Here is a 25,987-nt window from a genome sequence, read left to right as displayed (position 1 = left end):
TATTATCACGGGAGGGACGGCTATGAATAAAACGAAGAATGGTATTGGAGTATTTATAGTTCTGTTTGTATTTATTATTCAATGTATTACACAAAATGGTTCTAATGTAAGTTTTGCACAGGATAATATATTTAGTAATAGGGTAATAACAGAGGATGAAACGTGGAAGAAGGAGAATAGCCCCTATGTAATAGAGGGAGAATTGGTAATAGCAGAGAATGTCAACCTAAGTATTGCCGGAGGTACAACAATAAAGCTTAAGCCAAATGCCAAAATAATGGTATATGGTAATATTGCGGCTGATATTGGGGGAACTGGTGAGCATATAGTATTTTCATCTTATGCCGATAATGATGTATTAAATAAGTTAAATGTTGATGATTATTGGAACAGTATATCAATTGCAGAAGGTGGATCTTTTTACGGTATAGGAGTAACATTTAAATGTGGGAAATCTCCAATTATTGTATCAGGACAGCTGCAATTGAATGATTCAGTAGTTGAAGATTCCTTGTTTGAAGGAATAAAAGTTAATAAACCGGGTGCTTTTAACGGGGTTAATGTAGAAATTCGTGATTGTTATATTATAGATGAGATTGGAAATACTCCAACTTTCACACCAACCTGGACAAATGCACCAACTTCAACAAATACACCAACTTCAACAAATACACCAACTTCGACACATACTCCAAGCTCTGAATTTACTCCAACCTGGACATACAATCCAACTCCGACAATAACTCAAACAAGAACACCAGCAGTCTCAACACCCACACCAAAGTGTAAAAGAAGAGTTTGTAAGCCTACAGCTACTTGTAAGCATAAAGAAACATATCGGCCTGCAAATAAAAATAAACTGACTTCTCCAAGTAAGCCCATTATAATATGCAAATATGCAAACTTTGCTTCTAAACCAAATTGCATATCAAACTGCAGGGAAAATTTTTGCAGGAAATATATTGACACATGCAATAAAAAATGGGAATTTATTACGAATTATTGCTATATTCCTACCAAGAATTGTATCAAAAGAACACCAATACCATCGGCAACAGCAACACCCACAGCAATAGCAACACCAACAACAACAGTAACACCAACAACAGTAACACCAACAACAACAGTAACACCAACAGTAACATCCATATCCACAGCAACACCCACATCAACACAAATGACGACACCTACGCCGACTGGTCCAGGAAATGTTCATGTGCCTTATAGAAGCGGAGTATATAATGATGGGTTAGTTAATTTATCGGATTGTAAAATAAACAATATTAATGGAGCAGGTATTTTAATCAGCGATTCAGGAACGTTATACATGGCACAAAGTGAGATAGAAAACTGTAAATTTGGCATAATATGCAGAGGATATTTTAGTGTTGTACTAACGAATTTTAATAATTTGGATATTGGGATTTATTCCGAATCAGAGAAGAATGTAAGTGTCGAAAAAAGCAATTTCGATCTGAGCCGGCAGTATGGTGTTTATAATAAAAATGATAAGATTCAGGTTTCGGCTCAATTCAATTACTGGAATTCGGAACAAGGCCCTTCTGTGTACAATTATGAAACAGGATTATGGGAAGGCAATGGTGTCAGGATTTGGGGCGAAATTGATTACACTAACTGGTCTTTGGAAGCTAATATATAAAAAGCAATTATTAAAATTATTGAGAAAAAAGGTTATATTTTTGCTATAATTGAAGATGGTGTGTACATCAAAGTTAATATACAAGAAATTTAATCGACAAAGTTATCAACAGGAATATTACGATAAAACAAAGTTGTACACATACTTATCAACATTATCCACAGGTAATTTGGGGAATATTGTGTGGATATGGTAAATGTTAAACAAAATTAAAAGTGATAAATCTATTAACATCATTAACACTTTTAATATAATTGATTTTTATGAATTGTAAATGTTATACAGTTATCTATAGAAAGGAAGCAACCAGCAATGCCGGAATTTAAAATAAAATCCGAGTATATGCCACAGGGTGATCAGCCTAAAGCCATAGAGCTTTTGAGCAATGGTTTGATTAAGGGATATAAACACCAGACCCTGTTAGGTGTTACAGGCTCGGGGAAGACATATACAATTGCAAATGTTATTGAAAAGGTTCAAAAACCAACCCTAGTCATAGCTCATAATAAAACACTGGCGGCTCAGCTTTGCAGTGAGTTCAAGGAGTTTTTTCCTGATAATGCTGTTGAGTATTTTGTAAGCTACTATGACTATTATCAGCCTGAGGCTTATATTCCATCAACCGATACTTATATTGAGAAGGATTCCTCAATTAATGATGAAATAGACAAACTGCGTCATTCTGCAACAGCAGCACTTTTTGAAAGAAGAGATGTAATTATCGTGGCAAGTGTATCCTGTATATATGGCCTTGGAGACCCGGAGGATTATACTGACCTGATGATTTCATTAAGGCCTGGAATGCGGAAGGATAGGGATGAGGTAATAAGACGTCTTGTTGACCTTCAATATGAAAGAAATGAGATAGACTTTAAGAGAAGCAAATTCCGTGCCAAGGGAGATGTACTGGATATATTCCCTGCATCATCTTCGGAAAATGTAATTAGGGTAGAGTTTTTCGGTGACGAGATTGAAAAGATAACTGAGATTGATCACCTTACAGGGGAGATTAAAGGAGTACGCTCCCATGTTTCCATTTTTCCGGCATCTCACTATGCAACAACCAGGGCAAAGATGGAAAGGGCAATTGTTACTATTGAAGAGGAATTGGATGTAAGGCTCAAGGAGCTTAAGGAACAGGGGAAAATACTTGAAGCCCACAGACTTGAACAGAGAACTAGGTATGACCTGGAAATGCTTCAGGAAGTTGGCTTCTGCCAAGGGATAGAGAACTATTCACGACACATCAGCGGAAGGACTCCCGGAAGTGCTCCGTATACCCTGATGGATTATTTTCCTGACGACTACTTGCTTGTTATTGACGAGTCCCATGTTTCCATTCCTCAAATAGGAGCTATGTATAATGGAGACAGGTCAAGGAAAGAGTCATTGGTTGAGTATGGTTTCAGGCTTCCTTCAGCCTTTGACAACAGGCCTCTTAAGTTTCAGGAATATGAGGAGCGAGTAAATCAAGCCATTTATGTAAGTGCTACCCCTGCAAAATATGAGAGGGAGCATTCCGTGCAGATTGCTGAGCAGATTATAAGGCCTACGGGACTTATTGATCCGGAAGTGATTATAAATCCAATTAAGGGGCAAATAGACAACTTGATTGGTGAAATAAGTGAAAGGATTAAAAAAGATCAGAGAATTCTTGTAACTACATTGACAAAAAAGATGGCGGAGGATCTTACTGATTATCTTAAGGAACTGGATTTTAAGGTCAGATATCTGCATTCAGATGTGGACACCCTTGAAAGGATGGAAATAATAAGGGATTTAAGGCTTGGAGTTTTTGATGTGCTTGTAGGAATAAATCTTTTAAGGGAAGGGCTTGATTTACCGGAGGTTTCCCTTGTAGCAATACTTGACGCAGACAAGGAAGGTTTCTTAAGATCGGAAACCTCATTGATCCAAACTATTGGAAGAGCAGCAAGAAACGCTGAAGGTAAGGTAATTATGTATGCCGATAGAATTACCGATTCCATGAGTAAAGCATTGAATGAGACTAACAGAAGAAGGAAACTCCAAATGGAATATAATGAACAGCATGGCATAACTCCAACCACTATCAGGAAGGCTGTAAGAAATGTTATTGAAGCTACAAAAGCGGCAGAAGATGAAGCCGAGTATGGGGTTAATCGTGAGGAAGAAGCACATTCAAAGGAACAGATACAGAGTATTATAGACAGGCTTACTAAGGAAATGAAGGATGCAGCCGTTAACTTGCAGTTTGAGAGGGCTGCTGAATTAAGAGATAGAATTATGGAACTTAAAAACAGAATGGAGAATTGACAGTATGAATAACAAAAGTGATTTGACAAAAGGTGTGACTTCGTTTGTAAAAGCACACAAGGTTCATTATTTATTAATTTATTTTTTGCTGTTTTATGTCGGGTGGGCACTGCATAGAACCATATTGTCACCTATAATTTATAAGGAATATCCCGGTCTGCCGGGAATTCTGCTAAACGGTGGCATAAAGGTTTTTATATGGGTGATACCTGTGTTTATGTACATAATGTATTTTGATGGCAATAAGCCTTTTACATATCTAAAGCTTAATAATCGAATTTTGACGGGAATGGTTTGGGGGATTGGAATTGGTGCAGCCCTTATAGGAATTAACCTTATAAAAATGTTCATACGGGGTAAGTTTGGATTAAATATGAATATGAGAATGGACAATATTATAAATGTTGTACTTGTGACATGTTTCACTGAGGAAATAGTATTCAGAGGTTTTTTACTAAACAAGATTGAGGAATTCATAGAATTCTGGTGGGCAAATATAATAGTTTCAGTACTGTTTGTAACAATACATTTTCCCATATGGCTGATGAGCGAAGGAGGTATTACTTTATTTAAAGTCATACCGGTAATGGCTTTGGGAATATTATTCGGGTATACATATAAAAAATCAGACTCACTGTGGGCTCCAATAATTATACACGGGGCAAACAACTTTATGGTGGCGGTCATGGGGATAAATTTTTAATGTGATCAGATATATGACTTTTATGGTATATGGATAATTAAGGAATGCCAACACCCGCATACAACGCTGAAGTAATTTTTCATTCATGCCTTGATTCAGGACTTTTATTTGAAATGCTCCAATTTCCAATAACTAATTGGTAAAATTGAAGCATTTATATATGTTTAGGCTTCTTGCGACAGAGATTGAGGTTGAAAAAATAGCAAAAGATTTATTAGTATTATTACATGTATTAATACTAGCTTTTAATATAGAAATTGCAGTAAATTTATCTTGACTCATGGTGTATAATTGTATACAATGATACAAAGATACATTTTGAACAATTACTTCTTAATACATAATACTTTATAAAGTCAAATATATATAGCACATGCTATTAAATTAAAGTGTTTTTTCTAAACAACTCTAAATATATTGCAGAAAAGACTTGCATTAGCGAGTCAAGCCCGTGAGACTGCATTTGAAGTATGATAAATGAGATTTTCGCAACATAGATAAAGAAATTAGATTTTTTTAATATTTTAATAATATTTAAAAAATTTTATATATAATTTTAATTATGAAGGGAGTACATAATCATGAATTATGAAAGTTTATACAGTGATTATTCTGAACTGATAATAAAGAATAATAATATTGAGTCTGATATGTTTGTTAAGTATAATGTAAAGCGTGGGCTTAGAAATACTGATGGAACAGGAGTTTTGGTAGGACTTACAGAAGTTGGAGATGTTCATGCCTACATAATGGATGAAAATGAAAAGGTTCCTGTAGAAGGAAGGCTGAGATATCGCGGCATAGATATATTTGATTTGGTAAAAGGATTTCAGGATGAAAAACGTCTTGGTTTTGAGGAGTGCGTTTATCTATTGTTATTTGGAGAGCTTCCTAACAAGGAAGAACTTGATAAATTTTCTGCACTTTTAGATTCGAGAAGAAAATTGCCAAGAGCCTTTACAGAAGATATGATTTTAAAGGCACCCAGCAGGGATATTATGAACAAGCTTGCAAGAGCTGTTCTAGCTTCTTATTCCTATGATTCTAATCCTGATGATACAAGTGTTGAAAACACTTTGAGGCAGTGTATTGATCTTATTGCCAGATTCCCGGCTATGGCAGCATACGGCTACCAGGCAAAGAGCCATTATCATGACGGGAACAGTCTGTTTTTGCACAGCCCTAAGGAAGGTGCAAGTACTGCGGAAAATATTTTACATATGATACGTCCTGACTGCAGCTATACAAGATCGGAAGTGGAAATACTGGATCTTCTGCTTGTACTCCATGCAGAACACGGCGGTGGCAACAACTCGACTTTTGCAACAAGAGTTGTTTCGTCCAGTGGAACAGATACATACTCTGCTATTGCAGCTGCTATAGGTTCATTAAAAGGACCAAAGCACGGCGGAGCAAACATAAAGGTTATGCAAATGATGGAGAATATTAAAGCTAACGTCAAAAACTGGAGTGACGAAGGCGAAGTCAGCGATTACCTGATTAAAATTTTAAACAAGCAAGCCAATGATGGATCTGGTCTTATTTATGGTGTGGGGCATGCTGTTTACACCCTATCAGATCCTCGCGGCATAGTGCTGAAAAAGAAAGCACAGGAACTTGCAAAGGAAACAGGTAATGAAGAAGAATACAACCTTTTCACCCTGATTGAAAAACTTTCCCCAGAGGTATTTGCAAGGGTGAAAAGATCTGATAAAGTAGTTAGTGCCAATGTAGATTTCTATTCAGGATTTGTATACAAATCCTTGGGAATCCCACATGAATTGTATACGCCTCTCTTTGCAATATCAAGAATTGCAGGGTGGAGTGCCCATCTTTTGGAGGAAATTATTAATGGCGGAAGAATTATACGTCCGGCATACAAAAATGTGCTGGGAAAGGTTGCATATACACCTATGAAAGACAGATAAAATCTTATTTTGGAGGTCAAGATAATGAAAGGAACAATTACAGAAAAGATTTTAAAACAGCATCTGGTTGAAGGAGAATTTAGTATTGGAAACGAAATTGCCATTACCATAGACAACACTTTAACCCAGGACGCAACAGGTACTATGGCATATTTGCAATTTGAAGCCATAGGTATGGACAGAGTTAAAACAGAACTAAGCGTAAGCTTTGTTGATCATAACACACTGCAAACAGATTTTAAGAATGCTGATGACCATCTCTATCTTCAGTCTGTTGCAAAAAGATATGGTTTATATTTTTCCAAACCTGGAAATGGTATTTGCCACCAGCTATTCTTAGAGCGTTTTGCACGTCCTGGAAAAACGTTGATCGGTTCCGACAGCCATACTCCTACAGCAGGCGGAATTGGAAGCTTTGCAATGGGAGCAGGCGGATTGGACGTTGCGGCTGCCATGGCTGGAGCACCTTTCAGGATCAAGTTCCCGAAGGTTGTTGGTGTTAAGCTTACAGGCCAGCTTACAGACTGGGTTTCTGCCAAGGACGTAATTCTTGAGGTTTTAAGAAGGATCGACGTTAAGGGCGGTGTAGGAAAGGTTTTAGAATACTTTGGCCCAGGCGTTAAGACTTTGTCGGTACCAGACCGTGCAACAATCACCAATATGGGTACAGAAACAGGTTGTACCACAAGTATATTCCCAAGTGATGATGTTACAAAGGCTTTCCTCGAAGCACAAGGACGCGGCGACCAGTGGGTAGAGCTTATTCCTTCCGATGATGCACAATATGATGAAATAATAGATATTGACTTAAGTACTTTAGAGCCGATGATCGCTTTACCTCACAGCCCGGGCAATGTTAAAAAGGTAAGAGAAGTTCAGGGCAGAAAGGTAGACCAGGTTGCGGTTGGATCATGTACCAATTCATCATTAAGGGATCTAAAAATGGTTGCAAATGCATTGAATGGAAAGACTGTAAACGAAAATGTCAGCATGATGGTTAGCCCTGGATCACGCCAAGTGGTTGAGCATCTTGTAGACAGCGGTGAAATGAAATATTTGGTCCAGGCTGGCGTTCGTATGCTGGAAAATTCCTGCGGACCTTGCATAGGTATGGGATCTGCACCTTGTTCTGCCGGAGTATCTGTTCGTACATTTAACAGAAACTTTGAAGGAAGAAGCGGTACGAAAGATGCTGATGTATATCTTGCAAGTCCTGAGGTTGCAGTTGCTGCAGCACTTACAGGAAAGATAACTGACCCGAGGGATTTAGGTGAATGTCCTAAAATTAGCATGCCTGAAAAATTCTTTATAAATGATAATATGACTTTAAAACCCCTGCCTCAAGAAGAAGCTGCTAAGGTGGAAATTGTTAGAGGTCCTAATATAAAACCTCTTCCAACCTTTGATAAACTTCCAGATGTTTTGGAAGGTTCAGCACTTTTAAAGGTAGGCGACAATATAACAACTGACCATATTATGCCCGCAGGAGCTAAGATCCTGCCGTTAAGAAGCAATATTCCCGAGATATCCAAGCACGTTTTTGAGGCTGTTGATGAGAACTTCTACAAGAGAGCACTAGAAAGCAGCGGCGGATTCATAATCGGCGGTGAAAACTACGGTCAGGGTTCAAGCCGTGAGCATGCGGCATTAGCACCAAAGTATCTTGGAATAAAAGCTGTTATTGTTAAATCATTCGCAAGAATTCACCTTGCGAACCTCGTTAATTTTGGAATTGTACCATTGACTTTCAAAAATCCTGGAGATTATGACAGGATAGAGTTGGGTGACAAGATAGAAATCGCTATTGGAGACTTGAAGGGTGAGGTAAAGCTTAAGAATGTTACAAAAGGATTTGAAGTTGAGCTAAACCACACACTGTCAGCACTGGATGCGGAAATTTTAAAGGTGGGCGGAAAGCTTCCATGGATTAAGGAAAGTGTAAAGAAATAAGACGATAAATAATCGTATGAAAAATATGAGATGAAGAACGCCTTCGAATGTTTAGGTAATTAATAAAACCTAATATTTGAAGGCGTTTTTATAATATTCTAACGCCTTGAAAATATTATTGTTTGAAAAAAGTTTGCTTAGCGTGCCAAAATTTTGGGTTTTATGTTATAATTGTAAGAAAAAATGAGTTGCATTTAGGTTTTAGAGTTTGACATCTACAGATGGAAGTAACGGAGGCTAAGGAATAATTGAATTGTAAAATTATTGGCGTTATCACTTTGTTTTTATTCTTTTTTACGGGTTGTTCATATAGCAGAGATTTCGAAATGTATATTAAACCTCCACGTTTAACCGATTCCAAGCAGCAAATTAAAAAACTTATAAAGGATAACCTATCTCTAGATAATATATTAATCAATCCTGTATCAGGAGAAAATCAAAGATCAATCCAATACATTGATTTAAATGGAGATAAAAATGATGAAGCTGTAGTTTTTTACAAGAAGGATATGGATGGTTTATACGATTTGAGTATAGGGTGCATGATATTAAAACAAAATGCCTCTAGGTGGTACAAGTATGATACTATCAATCTTTATGGTACTTCTTTTATAAAAATACTTTTTAGTGACTTTGATAATGATGGAAATAAGGAAATTATTCTGTTCTATAATATTGAAGGATCAACAATAAAAAATATAGCGGTTTACAAGGATGATGGTGCAAAATACAATGAACTGATGACAGGTACATACGTTGGATTTGTTTTGGATGATATTTATGGTGATAGTAAACTTGAACTGGCTGTTTTTAATGAATTTGATTTTTCAAGCCCGCTATTGAAATGCAGCCTTTATAAATTCCAGGATAATAAATTAGATAAAACTGATGAAATAAGTTTTAAAGAGACAACTTATAATTTTAATGTAAATATAGTTCCGGAACACAAATCAAATAAAAAAAAGCTTTTAAGTGTAAATGGCGGTTCCACCATGATTGAAGTGGTTAATAACAAACTTTTGATATATGGCAAATAATAAAACTTGCGTAACATGGAAGGGTTAAAAGGGATTTTGAGATGGCAAAAGTATTAATTGTTGAAGATGAAGCGGATATAAGGGAGTTTCTGGTGATAAACTTAAAAAGAGCAGGTTTCGATTCAACAGAAGCTGGGAAAGGCATGGAATCAATAGAAATGATCCAGAGCGGATTAAGTTATGATATTATACTTTTAGATGTTATGCTTCCTGACATTAATGGTTTCACTGTCCTTAAAAGAATGAGAGAACTTGAAGTGTCCGCTGGAATCATAATGTTAACGGCTAGAAGCCAGGAAATTGATAAAGTCCACGGCTTGACTCTAGGTGCGGATGACTATGTGGTTAAGCCCTTTAGTCCATCGGAGCTTATAGCCAGAATTGATGCATTACTACGAAGGATAAACAATAATATTCATTCACCCCAGAAGATTTTAAGTTCAGATGGTTTCAAGCTGGATCTTGAGACCAGAAGGTTTTACAAAAAAGACATTGAGATTGAATTGACACAAGTAGAATTTTCAATCATTAAGCTTTTTCTAGAAAATCATCATAAGGCCTTAGGCAGGGACGAAATATTAAATAAGGTTTGGGGAAAAAACTTTTTTGGTGATTGGAAAACTGTAGATGTGAATATAAGCCGTCTGCGAAAAAAAGTAGAGAATAATCCTTCAAATCCGGAGTTTATAAATACAATACACGGGTTTGGTTATCGGTGGGGAAAGGGATAGCAGCTTATGACCGGGATAAGAAGAAGGCTCATCATAAATTATTTTACAAGCACTTTTTTGGTTATGCTATGCCTTGAGATTGTAGTTATACTTTTACTAAAGAACTACTATTACAGTTCCTTTCAGCAAAAGCTTATGGAGAAAGTCGAGTCAAATTCTTCTTTTTTTAACGAGTATCTGAATAAAAACCATGGGGACTTCAATAATTGTATTTTGCAGTTATTAAAAAACTATCCTGATGGGGGACGAATTGAGCTTCAAATTATAGATAAAACCGGAAGTATGCTTTTAAGCAGCAGTGTTGTAACTGAGAAAAAAATAACAACTTCGGATTATAAAAAGGCAGTTAAGGGTGACATATCTACATGGGTTGGATTCAATCCGGATACAAATGAAAAAGTCATGGCTGCATCAGGTTTACTGACAGATTATCAATCCAATTCATGTGCAGTGTTGAGGTTTGTTGCATCATTAGAAACAATAGACCAACTGATTCTGGAATTATCGTTGATTTTAATTGTAATAGGATTATTTATTTTAATATTTATATGGGTTTCTGTCATGCACCTGGGCAAAACCATTATAAGACCTGTAAAAGAAATGACTACGGTTGCACGAAAAATGGCGAAAGGGCAATTTTCTGAAAGTATTCAAAAGCATTACAATGATGAATTGGGAGAATTAGCTGATACGTTAAATTTTATGGCTACAGAAACAATCAAAGCCCAAGAACTCAAAAACGAGTTTATCTCCTCTATTTCCCATGAACTAAGAACGCCTTTGACATCAATAAAGGGTTGGACAGAAACAATTTTAACAGGTGATTTCCAGTCAAGAGAAGAAACTGAAAAAGGACTTAAGGTGATATTGAAGGAAGCAGACCGCTTAAAGAATATGGTTGACGATTTATTGGACTTTTCCAGATTGGAAAGCGGAAAATTGATTCTCTCACCGGAAAAAACGGACTTAAAGCAGGAACTGGATGAGATTATAGGTTTTACAACTCCTCGTGCATTAAAGGAGAGAATATCTATTTGTTTTGAGGCTACTGACAACATTCCTCAAACATTGGTTGATAAAAACAGAATAAGACAGGTTATTATCAATATTCTGGACAATGCCATTAAATTTTCACCTCCTCAATCTTCCATCATTTTTAAGCTCTTTCATTCCAACGGCCAAATTATAATTAAAGTAGCAGACCATGGATGCGGAATACCAAAAGAAGACCTGCCAAGGGTAAAGGATAAATTTTATAAAGGACACTCAAAAAAAGCAGGAAGCGGAATCGGGCTTGCTGTTTGTGAAGAGATTTTAAAGCTGCACGGCGGAGGGCTGGAAATAGCAAGCCAAAAGGGAAAAGGTACCACTGTGACTATTATACTGCCAGTAAGTACAAATTAAATATTGTTCGGATATATATGCTATTGTTACCATATTGTTACCATTTTTTAATGTTAATGAAAAGATTTATTGGATAATTAAGTATTATAATTACAGAAGAAGGAATTTTACGGAGGAATATATATGAAAAAAATGATTTTAATGGTACTTTTGACTGCTTCTCAAATAATATCGCTTACTGCCTGCTCGGATAGAGACATAGAGGATAATTCAAAACCTGTTTCTTCAGCTGTTGTGAGTACTCCAAGTCAAAGAAACACACCAATGCCGGATACAGGTAAACCATATAAGTTGTCAACTGCTGAGGCAAATAGCCTTTTATCCCAAATCGAGGGCTGCTGGTACAACCTGAACGATATGGAGACTATCAAAGCAATTGGTGTTCGGGATATGATTGTTATAATAAAAGAAAATAATAAGTTTCAAATCTACAGAAACTACCCGGATACAGGGGTAGGTGGTGGGATAACTGAAGTGATTAAGGAAAAAGGTGGGAACAAGTATAGAATTAAAGGTATGGGTGAGAATACACAATCACCTATGGAATTTATCATCGATTTAAGTAATGATTATAAAAGTATGATAGCTACTTCAAACGTTTACCCCGATACTTCTGAAAAGGATGTTAAGTTTATCAGGTATTCCAGAGAGCTGGAAGAAAGTATAGAGCTTAAATGTCTGGCAGGTGATTATCTGGACGCTCAAAACAAGGCATATTCCTTCAAAGATGGAGGGGTTGCCATATGGCCTGATAATAAAACCTTCAAATTCTCAATTTCAAAGCAGGACAGGAATTCATCTCCTCATATTGTGGCTTATGATGACAAGGGAAAAGAAACAGCTCGTTATTCATATAAATTATTAAATGACAATCTGGAAATAAAAAACCCTGATAATAATAAAACTATGCTGGATCTAAGAGGAGCAGACTATTCAGCTAATATGGAGCAAAAAGCTATTGACTTGGTTGCCGCAAAATTCAAGGCTAACGCGGATTATCAAGCTGAATCGGGGGTCACAATCTATAAATCATCTATAGGTGAGATACAACTCTATTGCCAGGGGACCGATGATAAAGGAAGGTATAAAGTTATACTATCCATATCTGCTTACCCGGATGGCAGCAATGACCCTTATAACGAGGGGGCCAGAGAGTTTATTGTAGATGTAAAAACCGGCCATATAGAAGAGGTTACACAAAAGTAAAGCTTTTGTTCTTGTGGATGTACTATTTATCTCATGCTTTATAAATATAATAAAAATGTGAGATAAATATTCATTAAAATATATAATAAATTTTGTAATACCCTTTACTCTTATTAAAGATAACGCGCGAATCTAATAGGACTAGAAGGTTTAGTAGTAGCAACAATCAAAACAAATTAATTAATACTAATTGGAGGTATACTTATGAAAAGCAATAAGATTATTAAGGGGTTTAGCGGTTTTGTTTCTGTGTTAACAGTTTCAGCAATATTATCAACAGCAGCTTTTGCTGCCGGTCCACAAAAAGTTGATTTGAGAGATGAGATAAACAATCGTGGTATTTCCGTAAGAAATCAGGGGAGTAGAGGGACATGCGTCCTGCAGGCATTAACATTTCTTGAAGAGTATGCATTAACAGGTACATACGGCACTTCCTACAATCATATGTCTATTGACTATGGAATCCAGGCTGGTAACAGGGTAATCGGGGAGCAGCAGGATGAATCAAGTTCTTTTAATAAGTTTTACAGGGGTTATAACGAATTTGGAGCAATAACTGATTCAAGCTGGTCATATGACGGTAATGCTGACTACAATTATAATAGCTGGGATGCAGTATTCTCTAACTTTATAGGTGCAGGACAAAGCCTGCTTCAAGATGGCTATAGACTGGCAGGAAAGTGCCTTAGAGAAGGTGGTGAAGGACCAGTTACAGATGAACAAATTGATGAAGTAATAGGCTATCTTAACAGGGGAATACCTGTTGCACAGGCACATGCCGGACATGCTACAGCCATAGTTGGCTATGAAAGAAACTCAAGCTATGACGGAGGTGGTTATTTCCTTTACAGAAATAGTTGGGACACAACTTTTGAAGACCAAGGATATGGTAAATACACATTTGGTGAAATGAAGGCAGCTAATAATAATGTTGCACTTTTTGTATTTGAAACCGCTTCACAATTTCCCAAAATATATAAACATGGCGACTATCAAGGATACAACGTTGCTCTGGCTCCAGGTAAATATACATTAACTCAGCTTAATAATATAGGAGTAGAAAATGATGATATAAGTTCAATCGTAATTCCAAGCGGGTACACTGCATATCTATATGAGGATGATAATTTCGGAGGCACAGTAAAAACACTTACAAGTGATGTTAATAGTTTGGCAAGCATTGATTTTAATGATAAGTTATCATCTTTGGAAATTGTTTCAGAGTTACCAACAGTGTATCAGGACATAAACCATGATGGTTATGCTGTTACCCTTGCTCCTGGCAAATATACATTAGCACAGCTTGAAAATTTAGGAATATCAAATGACGACTTAAGCTCAATAGAAGTTCCGGATGGCTATACTGTATACCTTTACCAGCATGATAACTTCGGAGGAGAAGTCAAGACCCTTATAGATGATGAAGCAGATTTCAGAAACTTAAGCTTTAACGATGAAGTATCTTCAATATTGGTAGTTAGATAACATTAGTTATATAAATACCCAACTGGTATAATTAGTTATACAGTTCGATATCTATATACAAAACTGAAATCTCCTCCTTGGCAACGATTGTAATGATTGTGCCAAGGAGGAGATTTTTTATTTTTGGGAAATTTGTATGTATTAGGTATGGGCTATAATAAATAAATTGATTCAATAAAATATTATAGAATAATGTAGAAAAATAGAGCATGATGCAGAAGAACGCAGGAAAACCCAAATAAGCGGGGTGTTTCTTTTGATGTGTTTTTGCATAATCTAATATAATAAATTATGAAAATTATCAAAAAAGTTAGGAGTTCAAGCAATGAGAAAGTTTAAAGTGTTTTTTATTCTAATTACCGTTATTTTATTATTTTCTGCAAAATTTATTTATGCTGATGAGCAGGCGTCCGCAACGCCGATTACTACACCAGCACCAGTTGAGACACCAATGTCAAGTGAGATGCCAACATCGGTTGCAACACCAACACCAATTGTTACCCCGACTTATGTGCAACCAACTGTCAGTGTTGATTCTTTATCAATATCTGGTATAACCGATAATCCTTTATATACTGAGCTATTGGCTAAAAGGAATATCAAGAATAAATTGACTGAGGAAGAAAATCAAGTATGCAAAGATATCAGAGAGCAGGAGGCACTAAACAGAAAAATAGCCTTAAGCATTATTGATAGATCAAGGTCGTACAATGAGCCATACAGGAAGATTATTGACGATATCAAATTGTTATTAAATCCTACTAAACAGCAGACAGCCCTTGATCTTGCAGGATTGGCTCAAAGTGGTGGTAATACAGATGCAGATGGTACAGCTAATCTGAATAAAAAGCTGGAGCTTTACAGTAATAAAATTTCCAGCCTAAACCTTGCAATAAAAGGAATGCGTGAATCAATGAAGTATATAAGTATTGAAAATGCGGCCTACAATCAGAAACTAAACGCAGTTCAGAAGAAGATTAATGATATTAATGCAAGTATAGAAAGTTTGAATAGAATGGTCATTGAAGATAAAATTACTAAGGAAATTGAATGGGAAAATTTTTGTATATATATGGATAGTAAGGACGTAAAATCAGCACTTTCCACATATGGAAATGTTATTGTATTCAAGGAACGTATTGTAAAAAACTATAAAGAAATATTAAATCTTAAAGATAAGATTGAAGATTTGTTATTATCGGTATAATTTAATAGATACCAAACTAGTTATACTATTTGAGCGGGATTGCCCAATATTAAATAATAAGGAGTTAAAGGAAAATGCATAAAAGGTTTTTTAAATTGATTATTTTGCTTTTTATTTCGGTTGTTATGCTTTCAAATACAGTTAGTGCAGATCAGAACACAGATATTACACAACTGTTGAAGGAGTTTCAGGATGAGGACAACCCTATAGAGAGTTCTATCATTACCAGTAATACCAATATAATTGATGACAATATGGATACATTGGATAACTCATTGATGACAATTTTCATGGAGCCTGCAGTCAGCGACAACTATAATAAAATATGTCCTTTGTTTGAAAAGAGCAATATTACCGGAATTAAAATGTTTGTTGATGGTCAGCTGATCGAATTTTCAAAGTATGAGAATGTTAATCCTGCAATTATTGACGGACGTGTACTTGTACCCCTCCGTGCAATAGCTGAGAGCTTAGGGGCAACGGTTGAGTGGATTGCAAGTGATAAATTAATCAGAATTAAATTATATGATAAAGTTGTAGAATTGGTTCTTGATTCAAAAACTGCCTTAAAGAATGGCCAGAAAATAAATCTGGATGTACCTGCAAAGGTAATTAGCGGCAGAACTTTAGTGCCTGTAAGGTTTATAAGCGAGTCGTTTTCCAGGACGGTTGAATGGCATCCATATAATGAAAAACTAAATGTACTTGCAATAATATAGAGCATTTGATATGCACAAAAGAGGAGGTTTTATAATGAAAAAAATAGTTTTAAATTTATTTTTTTTAATATCCATAATAATGTTGGTGTCACAGGCATTTGCAGCAGAGCCAGCCATTGACTACGAACCAAACAATTCACCTGATACTTCATATGAAGTTTATAATAATTCCGAAGTAGTGTCTACAATATCAAGCAAAAGTGATGTTGATTATTATAAATTTTATATTAATGGAATTGCAGACATAAATATATCTTTAACATCACCTCAGGGGTTGGATTATGATATAAAGATGTACAATGAAAACTATAAAGAGGTTGCAGGCTCCAAACTGCCGGGTGAAAATGTTGATTTAATAAATAAAAGTTCACTTTCTGAAGGTATGTATTCCATTAAGGTTTACAGCTTTAAGAAGACGTATTCAGATGCTCCATATAATTTGTCAATTAAAATCAATGATTCAAATGCTGCCAGTAAATCTAATACAGGTATTTCCGAAGCTAATAATATAAATACAACTATGGCTAATGCTTTAGAAGTTAATAACAATACATCATTTAAGGCAAAAGTGAGCCGTTTGAATGAGAACAGATATTATAAATTTGTACTTGGTAATGTATCAGATCTTGATATATCAATGATCCCGCCTAAAAGCACAGATCTGGATATCAAGCTGTATAACGCATGCGGATTGGAAGCGGGAAGTTCAACAAATAAAGATGGTGTTGAGGCTATAAGCAAAAGAAAGCTGCTTCCAGGTACATATTACTTAAAGGTTTATGGGCATAATTACGCCTTTTCGTCAGAAACTTTTATTCTTAGTTTGAAATCAGCTAAATCGGCCTTAAAACCCAACAATACAGGGGTAGATGGCAAAGATATAGTGGACGATTCTTCTGTTATAAAGGAATCTACTCCCATAAGTCAAACTTCAAAAAATGTTCCTAAAGCTTTACTGTTGTATGTTGGCCAAGACCTGCCTCCGTTTACTGATGAAGATCTAAAGAAGATGCTTATAGATGACCCTGTCAACACAAAGGAATTTTTTATAGTGGATAACGGTGCACAATACAATACATATATGGATTCTTTTGGAGAAATACTAGATATTGTTACACCATCAAAAATTGATGCATTGACAAAGGATAAGATTGATTCAACAGGAATACTGGACTCTATTAAGGAAGATTATAAAAAACTCTACAATAAAATAAACAGGAATAATTCACTGGACTATTTCTCCAATGAAGTGTTTGATTTGGCATTGAGGCTTATTAAAACCGATCCTGGTGTAAAGATTACAATCGCTATTCCTGGGACAGAATTCCATGCCCTTAGTGAGGAATTCATTGAGCCTGTTAAAAATATACTTATTAAGGGAATAAAAGAAAGATTGGATCAGGAAAACCCTGAATATTGGAAGAATAACATAAGAGGCTATTATTTCTCAACAGAGGGTTTACCTTATTATTACACATGGTTTAATCCTGATAAGACCATCGATTTTAGCAATTCTATTGTTAAGACCATGCTGAGTTTCTCAAATGAGATTCATCAGGTTTATAATAAAGAGTTTAGTTGGATACCTTATTATGGTAATTCTTTGAAGTCCAAAGAGTATTATAACAAAGACCAAGCTGTTCGAATAGGATATATTGCCAACAGGACAAACCTGTTTGACTATATAATAATTCAGCCTTCATATTATTTTAAGGCCGATCAGAAGAATATACCGTTTGTTCAGAATTCATCAAAAAGCAATATGGTTTTGGATATTAATAATGATATCGTCGGCGGAATTAAAAACTCTAAAACTTTGGTTGGTGCTGAGATGGAGATAGATGCCCGGTATAATACTATGGGAGATAATGTCTATAAAGGATACCAGGAAAGATACTCCGAGTATGTTAAAGCTTTTTCTTCACTAAACAAAGAAACACCAGTAGCGTTTTATGCAGGTACAAGGGACGAGTTTTTTACCGAGGATGTTTATGAAGCAGTGAAAAGTTTTTTCAGGAGTATAAAATAAGGGATTGACCAATAATTAATGATTAAAATATGAATTGAAAGGCAAAACTCCGTTATTGTATATAGAAGCGGAGTTTTTCTGTTTACAGTTTTTCGTTCATTGGTTCTTATCGGTTCTTACGAACTGATGTTTGCAATTTTTAATATATCTGATATAATGGTATTTGGTTTTTAATTGCTGTAAATGATGAGGTGAGCTAATGATTAGAGATAATATTTTTATAAAGGGTGCAAGAGAACATAATTTAAAGAATATAGATGTTGTTATTCCCAGGGACAAGTTTGTTGTCATCACAGGTATAAGCGGTTCGGGTAAGTCATCCCTGGCCTTTGATACAATATATGCCGAGGGACAGAGACGGTATGTTGAGTCCCTTTCTGCTTATGCAAGACAGTTTCTTGGGCAGATGGAAAAGCCTGATATTGACTATATTGACGGTTTGTCTCCTGCCATATCCATAGACCAGAAAACTACCAGCAGGAATCCCCGTTCAACTGTAGGTACTGTTACAGAGATACACGATTATCTAAGGCTTTTATATGCCAGGATTGGTGTGCCCCACTGCCCGGAATGCGGTAAGGAAATTGCCCAGCAAACAGTTGACCAGATGGTGGATCATATCATGACTCTCGAAGAGGGAACGAAAATCCAGCTTTTAGCGCCTGTGGTAAGAGGAAGAAAGGGAGAGTACCACAAGCTTATTGAAGATGCTAAGAAAAGCGGTTTTGTCAGGGTAAGAATTGACGGAGAAGTGATGGATATCAATGATGAAATAAAAATGGACAAGAATAAAAAGCATACTATAGAAATAGTTGTTGACAGACTTGTTATAAGACCTGATATTCAAAAAAGGTTGTCTGAGTCTATAGAAACTGTACTTAATTTGGCAGGAGGAATTTTGCTTGTTGACGTAATTGGAAAGGAAGAGATGCTGTTTAGTCAGAATTTCTCATGCAGTGATTGTGGAATCAGTATTGAGGAACTTGAACCAAGGATGTTCTCATTCAATACACCATATGGTGCATGTCCTGAATGTAGCGGCTTAGGTACTATTCTAAAGATTGATCCTGAGCTTGTCATACCTGACAGATCAAAATCATTAGCAGATGGTGCTATTAGCGTCGGCGGATGGAATGTGGAGAATGAGGACGGTTATTCAAGAATGTATATAGATGCTTTGGCAAAGCATTACAAGTTCAGCATTGACACTCCCATATGCGATCTTCCCGACCGTATTGTTGAGTTGATACTATATGGAACAAAAGGCGAAAAGATTAAGATAGAGTATTCAAGAGAATATGGAAGCGGGTCTTTTATGGCTGCTTTTGAAGGAATAATAAGGAGCATGGAAAGGCGTTATAAGGAGACCCAGTCGGAAAGCATGAAGCAGCATTATGAAGCTTTTATGAGCAATAATCACTGCCATGCGTGTAAAGGGGCCAGACTCAAAAAAGAAGCACTGGCAGTTACTGTTGGAGGCAAAAATATTGATGAGATCAGTAAAATAGCTATTTCCGATGCAAAGAAGTTTTTTAACCAGTTGGAGCTATCTGAGAAACATAAGATTATAGCAAACCAGATATTAAAAGAGATAAATGCTAGGATTGGCTTTTTGGTTGACGTAGGTCTGGATTATCTTACACTGTCCAGATCGGCAGGGACCCTTTCGGGCGGTGAGGCACAGCGAATAAGACTTGCTACTCAAATAGGAGCTGGCCTTATGGGGGTATTGTATATTTTGGATGAACCCAGTATAGGACTTCATCAGAGAGACAACGACAGGCTTCTAAAGACACTAAAAAGGCTAAAAGACATGGGTAATACCCTCATTGTAGTTGAGCATGATGAAGATACAATGTATGCAGCGGATCATATAATAGATATTGGTCCCGGTGCTGGTGTCCACGGCGGAAATATTGTTGCACAGGGGTCTGTTGAGGAGATAAAAGAGGTTGAAGGCTCTTTAACAGGGATGTATTTAAGCGGAAGAAAAAGAATCGAAACACCCGATAAGCGTAGAGTTTCAAATGGCAAGTATGTGGAAATTGTCGGTGCAAGGGAAAATAACCTTAAAAATATAAATGTAAAGTTTCCTCTTGGTGTTTTTACCTGCATAACAGGAGTTTCTGGTTCGGGGAAGAGCTCTCTTATAAATGAAATATTATATAAAAAATGTGCATCTGAGCTTAACAGGGCTAAGGTGAAGCCAGGTGACCATGATTTTGTTAACGGTCTTGAACATCTTGAAAAGGTTATAGATATTGATCAATCACCTATTGGTAGGACTCCAAGATCAAACCCTGCAACATATACGGGTGTCTTTGACATTATAAGGGAAGTTTTCAGTGAAACCACTGAAGCTAAAATGAGAGGCTACAAGACAGGTCGCTTCAGCTTCAATACAAAAGGCGGAAGATGTGAAGCATGCAGCGGTGATGGTATTATAAAGATTGAAATGCACTTTTTACCTGATGTTTATGTACCGTGTGAAGTGTGTAAAGGAAAGAGATATAACAGGGAGACCCTTGATGTAAGGTATAAGGGTAAAAATATTGCTGATGTTTTGGATATGACCGTAGAAGATGCTCTTGAGTTCTTTAAAAATATTCCGAGAATTCACAAGAAAATCCAGACTTTATATGAGGTAGGACTGGGATATATCAAATTAGGACAGCCATCGACAACTCTTTCAGGAGGAGAAGCTCAGAGGATCAAATTGGCAACTGAGTTATCAAAAAGGAGTAATGGAAGCACTATGTATATCCTGGACGAGCCTACAACAGGTCTTCATATTGCTGATGTCCACAAATTGATTGAAATGCTTCAAAAGCTTGTTGATCTAGGAAACACTGTTGTTGTCATCGAACACAATCTGGATGTAATAAAAACTGCTGACCATATAATTGATCTTGGCCCTGAAGGAGGACATAGGGGTGGATATATAGTTGGTGAAGGAACTCCGGAGGAAATTATAAAGAATGAAGAGTCGTACACAGGGCATTTTCTTTCAAAAGTCATTAATAATATGAAATAAATTAGGTATAAATAAATAATTAGATGGTCAATGAGGCATTTCAAAAAATCCTTGAATAATGTATTTTTTGAAATGCCTTTATAAAAACAATTTGTTACCGGAAACCTTGAAATGTCAATATTAAAATTTAGCAATTGAATTGTTAAATTTATGTTAAGTATTGTTGTATTGGAATTAACAATAATATATAATCGACACAGTACAACAGATTTTATTTATACGGAAGAAGGTAATACTATGTTTAGGGTTTCGCAAAGAGATGAGATTTTTTTTGACTATTTTGTCGCAACTGCTGAGAATGCATGCAAGGCTGCTGAATTGCTTGAAGAGCTAATGAATAATTACGTTAATGTTCAGGACAAAGTAAAAGCCATCGAAGAGACTGAACATGAAGGCGACAAGCAGGTACATAAAATTCTTCAACAGCTTAACAGATCATTTATTACACCAATCGACAGAGAGGACATCAATTTGATTGCAAAAGAATTGGACAATATCACAGACAGCATAGAATCTACGGCTCATAGATTTAGTATGTTCAATGTGCAATCCATACCTGAAGATGCAAAGAAACTCGCTAAATTGATCACTATAAGTACAAAAGAAGTAAAAGACCTTATGGTTGAACTTAAAAATATGAAAAAAAGTAAAAAAATATCCGAAAAAATTATTGAGATAAACAGATTGGAAAATGAAGCAGATGATATATTCAGGGCAGCTGTAACTAAATTGTTCTTAATAGAAAAGGATTGCTTTGAAGTTATCAAATGGAAGGAAATTTATGATTTTCTTGAAAACGCCCTTGATGTTTGTGAGGATGTAGCAAATATAGTTGAAGGGGTTGTTATGAAACATGCTTAGTATGGTTATCGTAATAATTATTCTTGCATTAAGCTTCGACTTCATAAATGGTTTTCATGATACGGCAACCTCAGTTGCAACTTCAATATCAACAAGAGCCTTAGCTCCTAAGACAGCAATTATTATGGCGGCAGTGCTAAACACAGCAGGAGCATTAACCAGCAGTAAAGTTGCACAGACCGTATCTCAAGGCATATTCAAAGATGAAATGATAAAAGGATTTGGCGGCGATAAGGGAATAATGTTTGTGATTATGGCATCCCTGGCATCCGCCATAGTGTGGAATCTTTTAACCTGGTATTTCGGAATCCCAAGCAGTTCTTCCCATGCATTGTTTGGAGGTATGATCGGATCTTCGGTCGCGTATTTAGGTACAATGGATGTTTTACAGGGAAAGGGAATTCTTTATAAAGTCATAATACCACTCTTCACATCACCTGTCATAGGTTTCTTTCTAGGATTCTTAGTAATGAAATTTCTCTATTTTGCACTACGAAGATTAACACCTCATATTGTAAATACAGTATTCTCCAAACTTCAGATTGTTTCAGCTGCTTTCATGGCGTTTGCACATGGGGGAAATGATGCCCAGAAATCAATGGGTATTATTACTATAGCTCTTATTGCAGCAGACATGAATGGAGGCAGTACCGATGTAAATATTTTTGTTATTTTCGGCTGTGCTCTGGCAATGGGACTTGGCACCTCAATCGGAGGTTGGAAAATCATAAAGACTATGGGGGTCAATATGATTAAACTTTCACCGATAAATGGGTTTGCTGCTCAGACCGGTGCTGCAGTTGTTATTGAAACCATGACCCGATTAGGTGCTCCTGTAAGTACCACACATATAATTTCAACATCAATTATGGGGGTTGGAGCAGCTAAGAGATTGAAAGCAGTTAGATGGACATTAGCAAAAAGCATTGTTGGTGCATGGGTATTGACAATACCGATAACCGCTGTATTAGGTGCCGTCGTTATACTGGTATTAAAACTTGCATTCGGAATATAGTACATAATTTTATTTTATGGGGATGTTAAAAATTTTATTTGGAAATACATACTTTTAAAAACAATACAAACAATATTTTCATACATATAATATAATAAAAAAAGAACCTATGTAATCAAAAGATATAGCATTATCGATAATAACATAGGTTTTTTTATATATACAGAGTTAAATTGTTTTATTATTCATATGTAAATATAGTTAATTGGATATAAATTAGACCGGAAACGAATTGTGTGGTATACTTATCATAATATATATTATTTATTACACATATTCGAGAAAATATGAACGCTTATTATGTTGTGTTTTCGCTGCTTTAGATAGGAGATGGTTAAAATGATGATGTGTTCGATTTGTAAAGAAAATTTCGCGGTTGTCTACATGACTAAGTTGATAGATGGAAAGCAGGTTCAAGAAGGCCTTTGTCTGACATGTGCAAAAAAGCAGGGTGTACAGCCTATAAATCAGTTATTGGATCAAACAGGAATGACAGAGGAAGATATCGACAATTTAAATAAACAGGTAGGAAACCTTTTTGAGAACATGGAGTTTACCGATTTGAATTCAATCCAGGATTCACAGGAAAAATCGACGGGACAATCAAATCCCTTTTTCAACTTTATAAATAAGGCTTTCAGCAAGAATGAGGATGGAACAGACAGCGGTAAAGAGCATATAAAAGAGCCCTTTGAAGATAAGGAAAGCAAAAACAATACAAAAACAAAAACTCAGGAAAAGAAAAATCTTAAGAAAAAGAAATACCTGGACTTATATGGAACAAACCTGACGGAGCTTGCAAAAGAAAACAAGCTGGATAGAGTGATCGGTAGATTTAGGGAAATTGACAGGGTGGTTCAGATACTTAACAGAAGAACAAAAAACAACCCTGTGTTAATTGGAGAGCCTGGTGTTGGTAAAACAGCCATTGCAGAAGGTTTGGCTGTCAGGATTGCTGAAAAGCAGGTTCCTGCAAAGCTTTTTAACGTTGAAGTGTATCTCCTTGACTTAACAGGTATTGTAGCGGGTACTCAGTTCAGAGGCCAGTTTGAAAGCCGTATGAAGGGTATTCTCGACGAGGTTAGATCATTAGGTAACATTATTCTAGTTATTGACGAGCTTCATAATATAATGGGAGCAGGGGAAGCTGAAGGAGCCATGAATGCTGCCAATATATTAAAGCCTGCATTAGCAAGAGGTGAGATACAGGTAATAGGTGCTACAACCCTCAAAGAATACAGGAAGCATATAGAAAAGGACTCTGCTTTAGAGAGAAGATTTCAGCCTGTTATTGTAGATGAACCTTCAGTTGATGAAACTATTGAGATATTAAAGGGAATCAGGAATTATTATGAAGATTATCATATGGTAAAGATATCCGATGAAGTTTTGGAAGCAGCAGCAAAATTATCGGAAAGATATATAACCGAAAGGTTCTTGCCAGACAAGGCAATTGATGTAATTGATGAAGCTGGTTCAAGGGCAAACCTGAAGAATGTGGGTTTAGTTGAGCTTACAGCACTAAAAGAGGAATTGAAAAAAGTTCAGGAAGAAAAAGAAAATGCGGTATCTGCTGATTCTATCGAAGATTACCAAAAAGCGGCAGATTTAAAGGTAAGAGAATGCAAGCTGCTGGAAAATATAAGGGAAATTCAGGAAAAGAACAAGGATGTAGAGATTACTGTAGATGACATTGCATATGTTATTGAGGCTTGGACAAAGATTCCTGTGCAGAAGCTTACAGAAATTGAAACAGCAAGACTTTTAAACCTGGAAGAAAGGCTTCATAATAGAGTAATAGGTCAAAATCAAGCTGTAAGCAGCATAGCAAAAACTATAAGAAGGACTCGAGCTGGGTTTAAGAGAAAAAGGAAACCTGCTTCATTTATTTTCATAGGCCCTACAGGCGTAGGTAAAACAGAGCTTGTCAGAACCCTTGCTGTTGAACTTTTTGGAAGTGAGGAAGCGTTGATAAGGCTTGATATGTCTGAGTATATGGAGAAGCATACCGTATCAAAGCTGATTGGTGCACCTCCCGGATATATAGGGTATGATGATGCAGGACAGCTTACGGAAAAGATTAGAAGGAAACCGTATTCAGTTATCCTTTTAGATGAAATAGAAAAAGCTCATCCGGATGTTTTCAATATGCTTCTACAGGTGTTGGAGGATGGAAGACTTACAGACAGCCATGGCAAAGTGATTAGCTTTGAAAATACTGTTATAATAATGACATCCAACGCTGGAACAAATATGAAATCAAATGGAATTGGGTTTTCTAATGAAGGCTATAAAGCACTTGAGACAACGGTTAGAAGTGTATTGAAAGAAACTTTCAGGCCTGAATTTTTAAACAGGGTTGATGAAATTATTGTATTTACAGAGCTCAGCAAGGATGAGCTCAAGAAAATCATAGACCTGATGCTTATGGAAGTAGAAGAAGATGTAAAAGCTAACAATATGACAATTACTGTTAGTGATGAAGCTAAAGATTTAATTCTGGAAAAAGGTTATGATGTTAAATATGGTGCAAGGCCTCTTAGAAGGACTATTCAAAAATATATTGAAGACGAGCTGGCGGAAGCATTCTTAAAAGGTGTTTTTAAAGAGGGAAGCAGAATATGTGTTGATGTAGAGCAAGGTGAGATTAAGCTTAGAGATTGCTAAGCTTTGAGTTAAATATATTTAGTTAATACTAATACAAAAGGGATAGATTGTTGATT

General features: G+C 36.1%; 17 protein-coding genes. All 17 read left to right on the top strand.

What is annotated here, in order from left to right; all coding sequences use genetic code 11:
* Nucleotides 1–22: 22 nt before the first annotated feature.
* The 17 genes from Bccel_RS29635 to Bccel_RS11135 all read left to right on the top strand — a co-directional run bounded on the left by Bccel_RS29635 (nt 23) and on the right by Bccel_RS11135 (nt 25,931).
* Nucleotides 23–1,660, top strand: coding sequence for a right-handed parallel beta-helix repeat-containing protein (locus Bccel_RS29635; protein WP_036941716.1), 1,638 nt, complete (start codon nt 23–25; stop codon nt 1,658–1,660).
* 312 nt (nt 1,661–1,972) lie between these two features.
* Entirely contained in the window at nt 1,973–3,955 is a 1,983-nt protein-coding gene (gene uvrB / locus Bccel_RS11210) for an excinuclease ABC subunit UvrB (RefSeq protein ID WP_036941718.1), read from the top strand.
* A 4-nt stretch (nt 3,956–3,959) separates the two neighbouring features.
* A complete protein-coding gene (locus tag Bccel_RS11205; protein ID WP_036941720.1) occupies nt 3,960–4,658 on the top strand; it encodes a CPBP family intramembrane glutamic endopeptidase in 699 nt (232 codons plus the stop codon).
* Between the two features lie 581 nt (nt 4,659–5,239).
* Nucleotides 5,240–6,586 carry a citrate/2-methylcitrate synthase gene (locus tag Bccel_RS11200; RefSeq protein ID WP_036941722.1) on the top strand — a complete coding sequence of 449 codons (1,347 nt, stop codon included), beginning with the start codon at nt 5,240–5,242 and terminating at the stop codon, nt 6,584–6,586.
* A 24-nt stretch (nt 6,587–6,610) separates the two neighbouring features.
* The gene (locus Bccel_RS11195) at nt 6,611–8,536 is read left to right on the top strand and encodes an aconitate hydratase (protein WP_036941725.1); all 1,926 of its coding nucleotides are present in this window, start codon (nt 6,611–6,613) and stop codon (nt 8,534–8,536) included.
* 248 nt (nt 8,537–8,784) lie between these two features.
* Nucleotides 8,785–9,573 (top strand): hypothetical protein, encoded by a 789-nt coding sequence (locus Bccel_RS11190; RefSeq protein ID WP_152965984.1) that lies wholly within the window; start codon nt 8,785–8,787, stop codon nt 9,571–9,573.
* Nucleotides 9,574–9,614: 41 nt separating this feature from the next.
* The gene (locus Bccel_RS11185; protein WP_036941732.1) at nt 9,615–10,304 is read left to right on the top strand and encodes a response regulator transcription factor; all 690 of its coding nucleotides are present in this window, start codon (nt 9,615–9,617) and stop codon (nt 10,302–10,304) included.
* 6 nt (nt 10,305–10,310) lie between these two features.
* Entirely contained in the window at nt 10,311–11,708 is a 1,398-nt protein-coding gene (locus tag Bccel_RS11180) for a HAMP domain-containing sensor histidine kinase (protein ID WP_036941736.1), read from the top strand.
* Nucleotides 11,709–11,831: 123 nt separating this feature from the next.
* Nucleotides 11,832–12,914 carry a hypothetical protein gene (locus Bccel_RS11175; protein WP_036941741.1) on the top strand — a complete coding sequence of 361 codons (1,083 nt, stop codon included), beginning with the start codon at nt 11,832–11,834 and terminating at the stop codon, nt 12,912–12,914.
* A gap of 204 nt (nt 12,915–13,118) precedes the next feature.
* Entirely contained in the window at nt 13,119–14,399 is a 1,281-nt protein-coding gene (locus Bccel_RS11170; protein ID WP_050753379.1) for a beta/gamma crystallin-related protein, read from the top strand.
* 325 nt (nt 14,400–14,724) lie between these two features.
* Nucleotides 14,725–15,606: a hypothetical protein gene (locus Bccel_RS11165; protein ID WP_036941743.1), complete on the top strand. Its 882-nt coding sequence runs from the start codon at nt 14,725–14,727 to the stop codon at nt 15,604–15,606.
* A 74-nt stretch (nt 15,607–15,680) separates the two neighbouring features.
* Nucleotides 15,681–16,325, top strand: a complete 645-nt coding sequence (locus tag Bccel_RS11160; protein ID WP_050753378.1) for a copper amine oxidase N-terminal domain-containing protein — start codon at nt 15,681–15,683, stop codon at nt 16,323–16,325.
* A 34-nt stretch (nt 16,326–16,359) separates the two neighbouring features.
* Nucleotides 16,360–18,354 (top strand): hypothetical protein, encoded by a 1,995-nt coding sequence (locus Bccel_RS11155; RefSeq protein ID WP_036941748.1) that lies wholly within the window; start codon nt 16,360–16,362, stop codon nt 18,352–18,354.
* Nucleotides 18,355–18,553: 199 nt separating this feature from the next.
* Complete coding sequence (gene uvrA, locus Bccel_RS11150) at nt 18,554–21,388, top strand: excinuclease ABC subunit UvrA (RefSeq protein WP_036941752.1); 2,835 nt, start codon at nt 18,554–18,556, stop codon at nt 21,386–21,388.
* Between the two features lie 237 nt (nt 21,389–21,625).
* Nucleotides 21,626–22,249, top strand: a complete 624-nt coding sequence (locus Bccel_RS11145) for a DUF47 domain-containing protein (protein WP_036941755.1) — start codon at nt 21,626–21,628, stop codon at nt 22,247–22,249.
* The gene (locus Bccel_RS11140; protein WP_036941759.1) at nt 22,242–23,264 is read left to right on the top strand and encodes an inorganic phosphate transporter; all 1,023 of its coding nucleotides are present in this window, start codon (nt 22,242–22,244) and stop codon (nt 23,262–23,264) included. Before Bccel_RS11145 ends, Bccel_RS11140 begins: the two co-directional genes overlap by 8 nt.
* 339 nt (nt 23,265–23,603) lie before the next feature.
* Nucleotides 23,604–25,931 (top strand): ATP-dependent Clp protease ATP-binding subunit, encoded by a 2,328-nt coding sequence (locus Bccel_RS11135; RefSeq protein ID WP_036941761.1) that lies wholly within the window; start codon nt 23,604–23,606, stop codon nt 25,929–25,931.
* The last annotated feature ends 56 nt before the right edge of the window (nt 25,932–25,987 follow it).

Origin of the sequence: Pseudobacteroides cellulosolvens ATCC 35603 = DSM 2933, from assembly GCF_001262605.1 — a bacterium.
Taxonomy (GTDB): domain Bacteria; phylum Bacillota; class Clostridia; order Acetivibrionales; family DSM-2933; genus Pseudobacteroides; species Pseudobacteroides cellulosolvens.
The sequence above is the reverse complement of the archived record's forward strand: the minus strand, read 5'-3'. Positions and strand labels throughout refer to the sequence as shown.

What these genes read in the sequence shown, in the direction of transcription:
- Bccel_RS29635 (WP_036941716.1), top strand. Translation starts at nt 23, where the DNA reads ATGAATAAAACGAAGAATGGTATTGGAGTATTTATAGTTCTGTTTGTA.
- uvrB (WP_036941718.1), top strand. Translation starts at nt 1,973, where the DNA reads ATGCCGGAATTTAAAATAAAATCCGAGTATATGCCACAGGGTGATCAG.
- Bccel_RS11205 (WP_036941720.1), top strand. Translation starts at nt 3,960, where the DNA reads ATGAATAACAAAAGTGATTTGACAAAAGGTGTGACTTCGTTTGTAAAA.
- Bccel_RS11200 (WP_036941722.1), top strand. Translation starts at nt 5,240, where the DNA reads ATGAATTATGAAAGTTTATACAGTGATTATTCTGAACTGATAATAAAG.
- Bccel_RS11195 (WP_036941725.1), top strand. Translation starts at nt 6,611, where the DNA reads ATGAAAGGAACAATTACAGAAAAGATTTTAAAACAGCATCTGGTTGAA.
- Bccel_RS11185 (WP_036941732.1), top strand. Translation starts at nt 9,615, where the DNA reads ATGGCAAAAGTATTAATTGTTGAAGATGAAGCGGATATAAGGGAGTTT.
- Bccel_RS11180 (WP_036941736.1), top strand. Translation starts at nt 10,311, where the DNA reads ATGACCGGGATAAGAAGAAGGCTCATCATAAATTATTTTACAAGCACT.
- Bccel_RS11175 (WP_036941741.1), top strand. Translation starts at nt 11,832, where the DNA reads ATGAAAAAAATGATTTTAATGGTACTTTTGACTGCTTCTCAAATAATA.
- Bccel_RS11170 (WP_050753379.1), top strand. Translation starts at nt 13,119, where the DNA reads ATGAAAAGCAATAAGATTATTAAGGGGTTTAGCGGTTTTGTTTCTGTG.
- Bccel_RS11165 (WP_036941743.1), top strand. Translation starts at nt 14,725, where the DNA reads ATGAGAAAGTTTAAAGTGTTTTTTATTCTAATTACCGTTATTTTATTA.
- Bccel_RS11160 (WP_050753378.1), top strand. Translation starts at nt 15,681, where the DNA reads ATGCATAAAAGGTTTTTTAAATTGATTATTTTGCTTTTTATTTCGGTT.
- Bccel_RS11155 (WP_036941748.1), top strand. Translation starts at nt 16,360, where the DNA reads ATGAAAAAAATAGTTTTAAATTTATTTTTTTTAATATCCATAATAATG.
- uvrA (WP_036941752.1), top strand. Translation starts at nt 18,554, where the DNA reads ATGATTAGAGATAATATTTTTATAAAGGGTGCAAGAGAACATAATTTA.
- Bccel_RS11145 (WP_036941755.1), top strand. Translation starts at nt 21,626, where the DNA reads ATGTTTAGGGTTTCGCAAAGAGATGAGATTTTTTTTGACTATTTTGTC.
- Bccel_RS11140 (WP_036941759.1), top strand. Translation starts at nt 22,242, where the DNA reads ATGCTTAGTATGGTTATCGTAATAATTATTCTTGCATTAAGCTTCGAC.
- Bccel_RS11135 (WP_036941761.1), top strand. Translation starts at nt 23,604, where the DNA reads ATGATGATGTGTTCGATTTGTAAAGAAAATTTCGCGGTTGTCTACATG.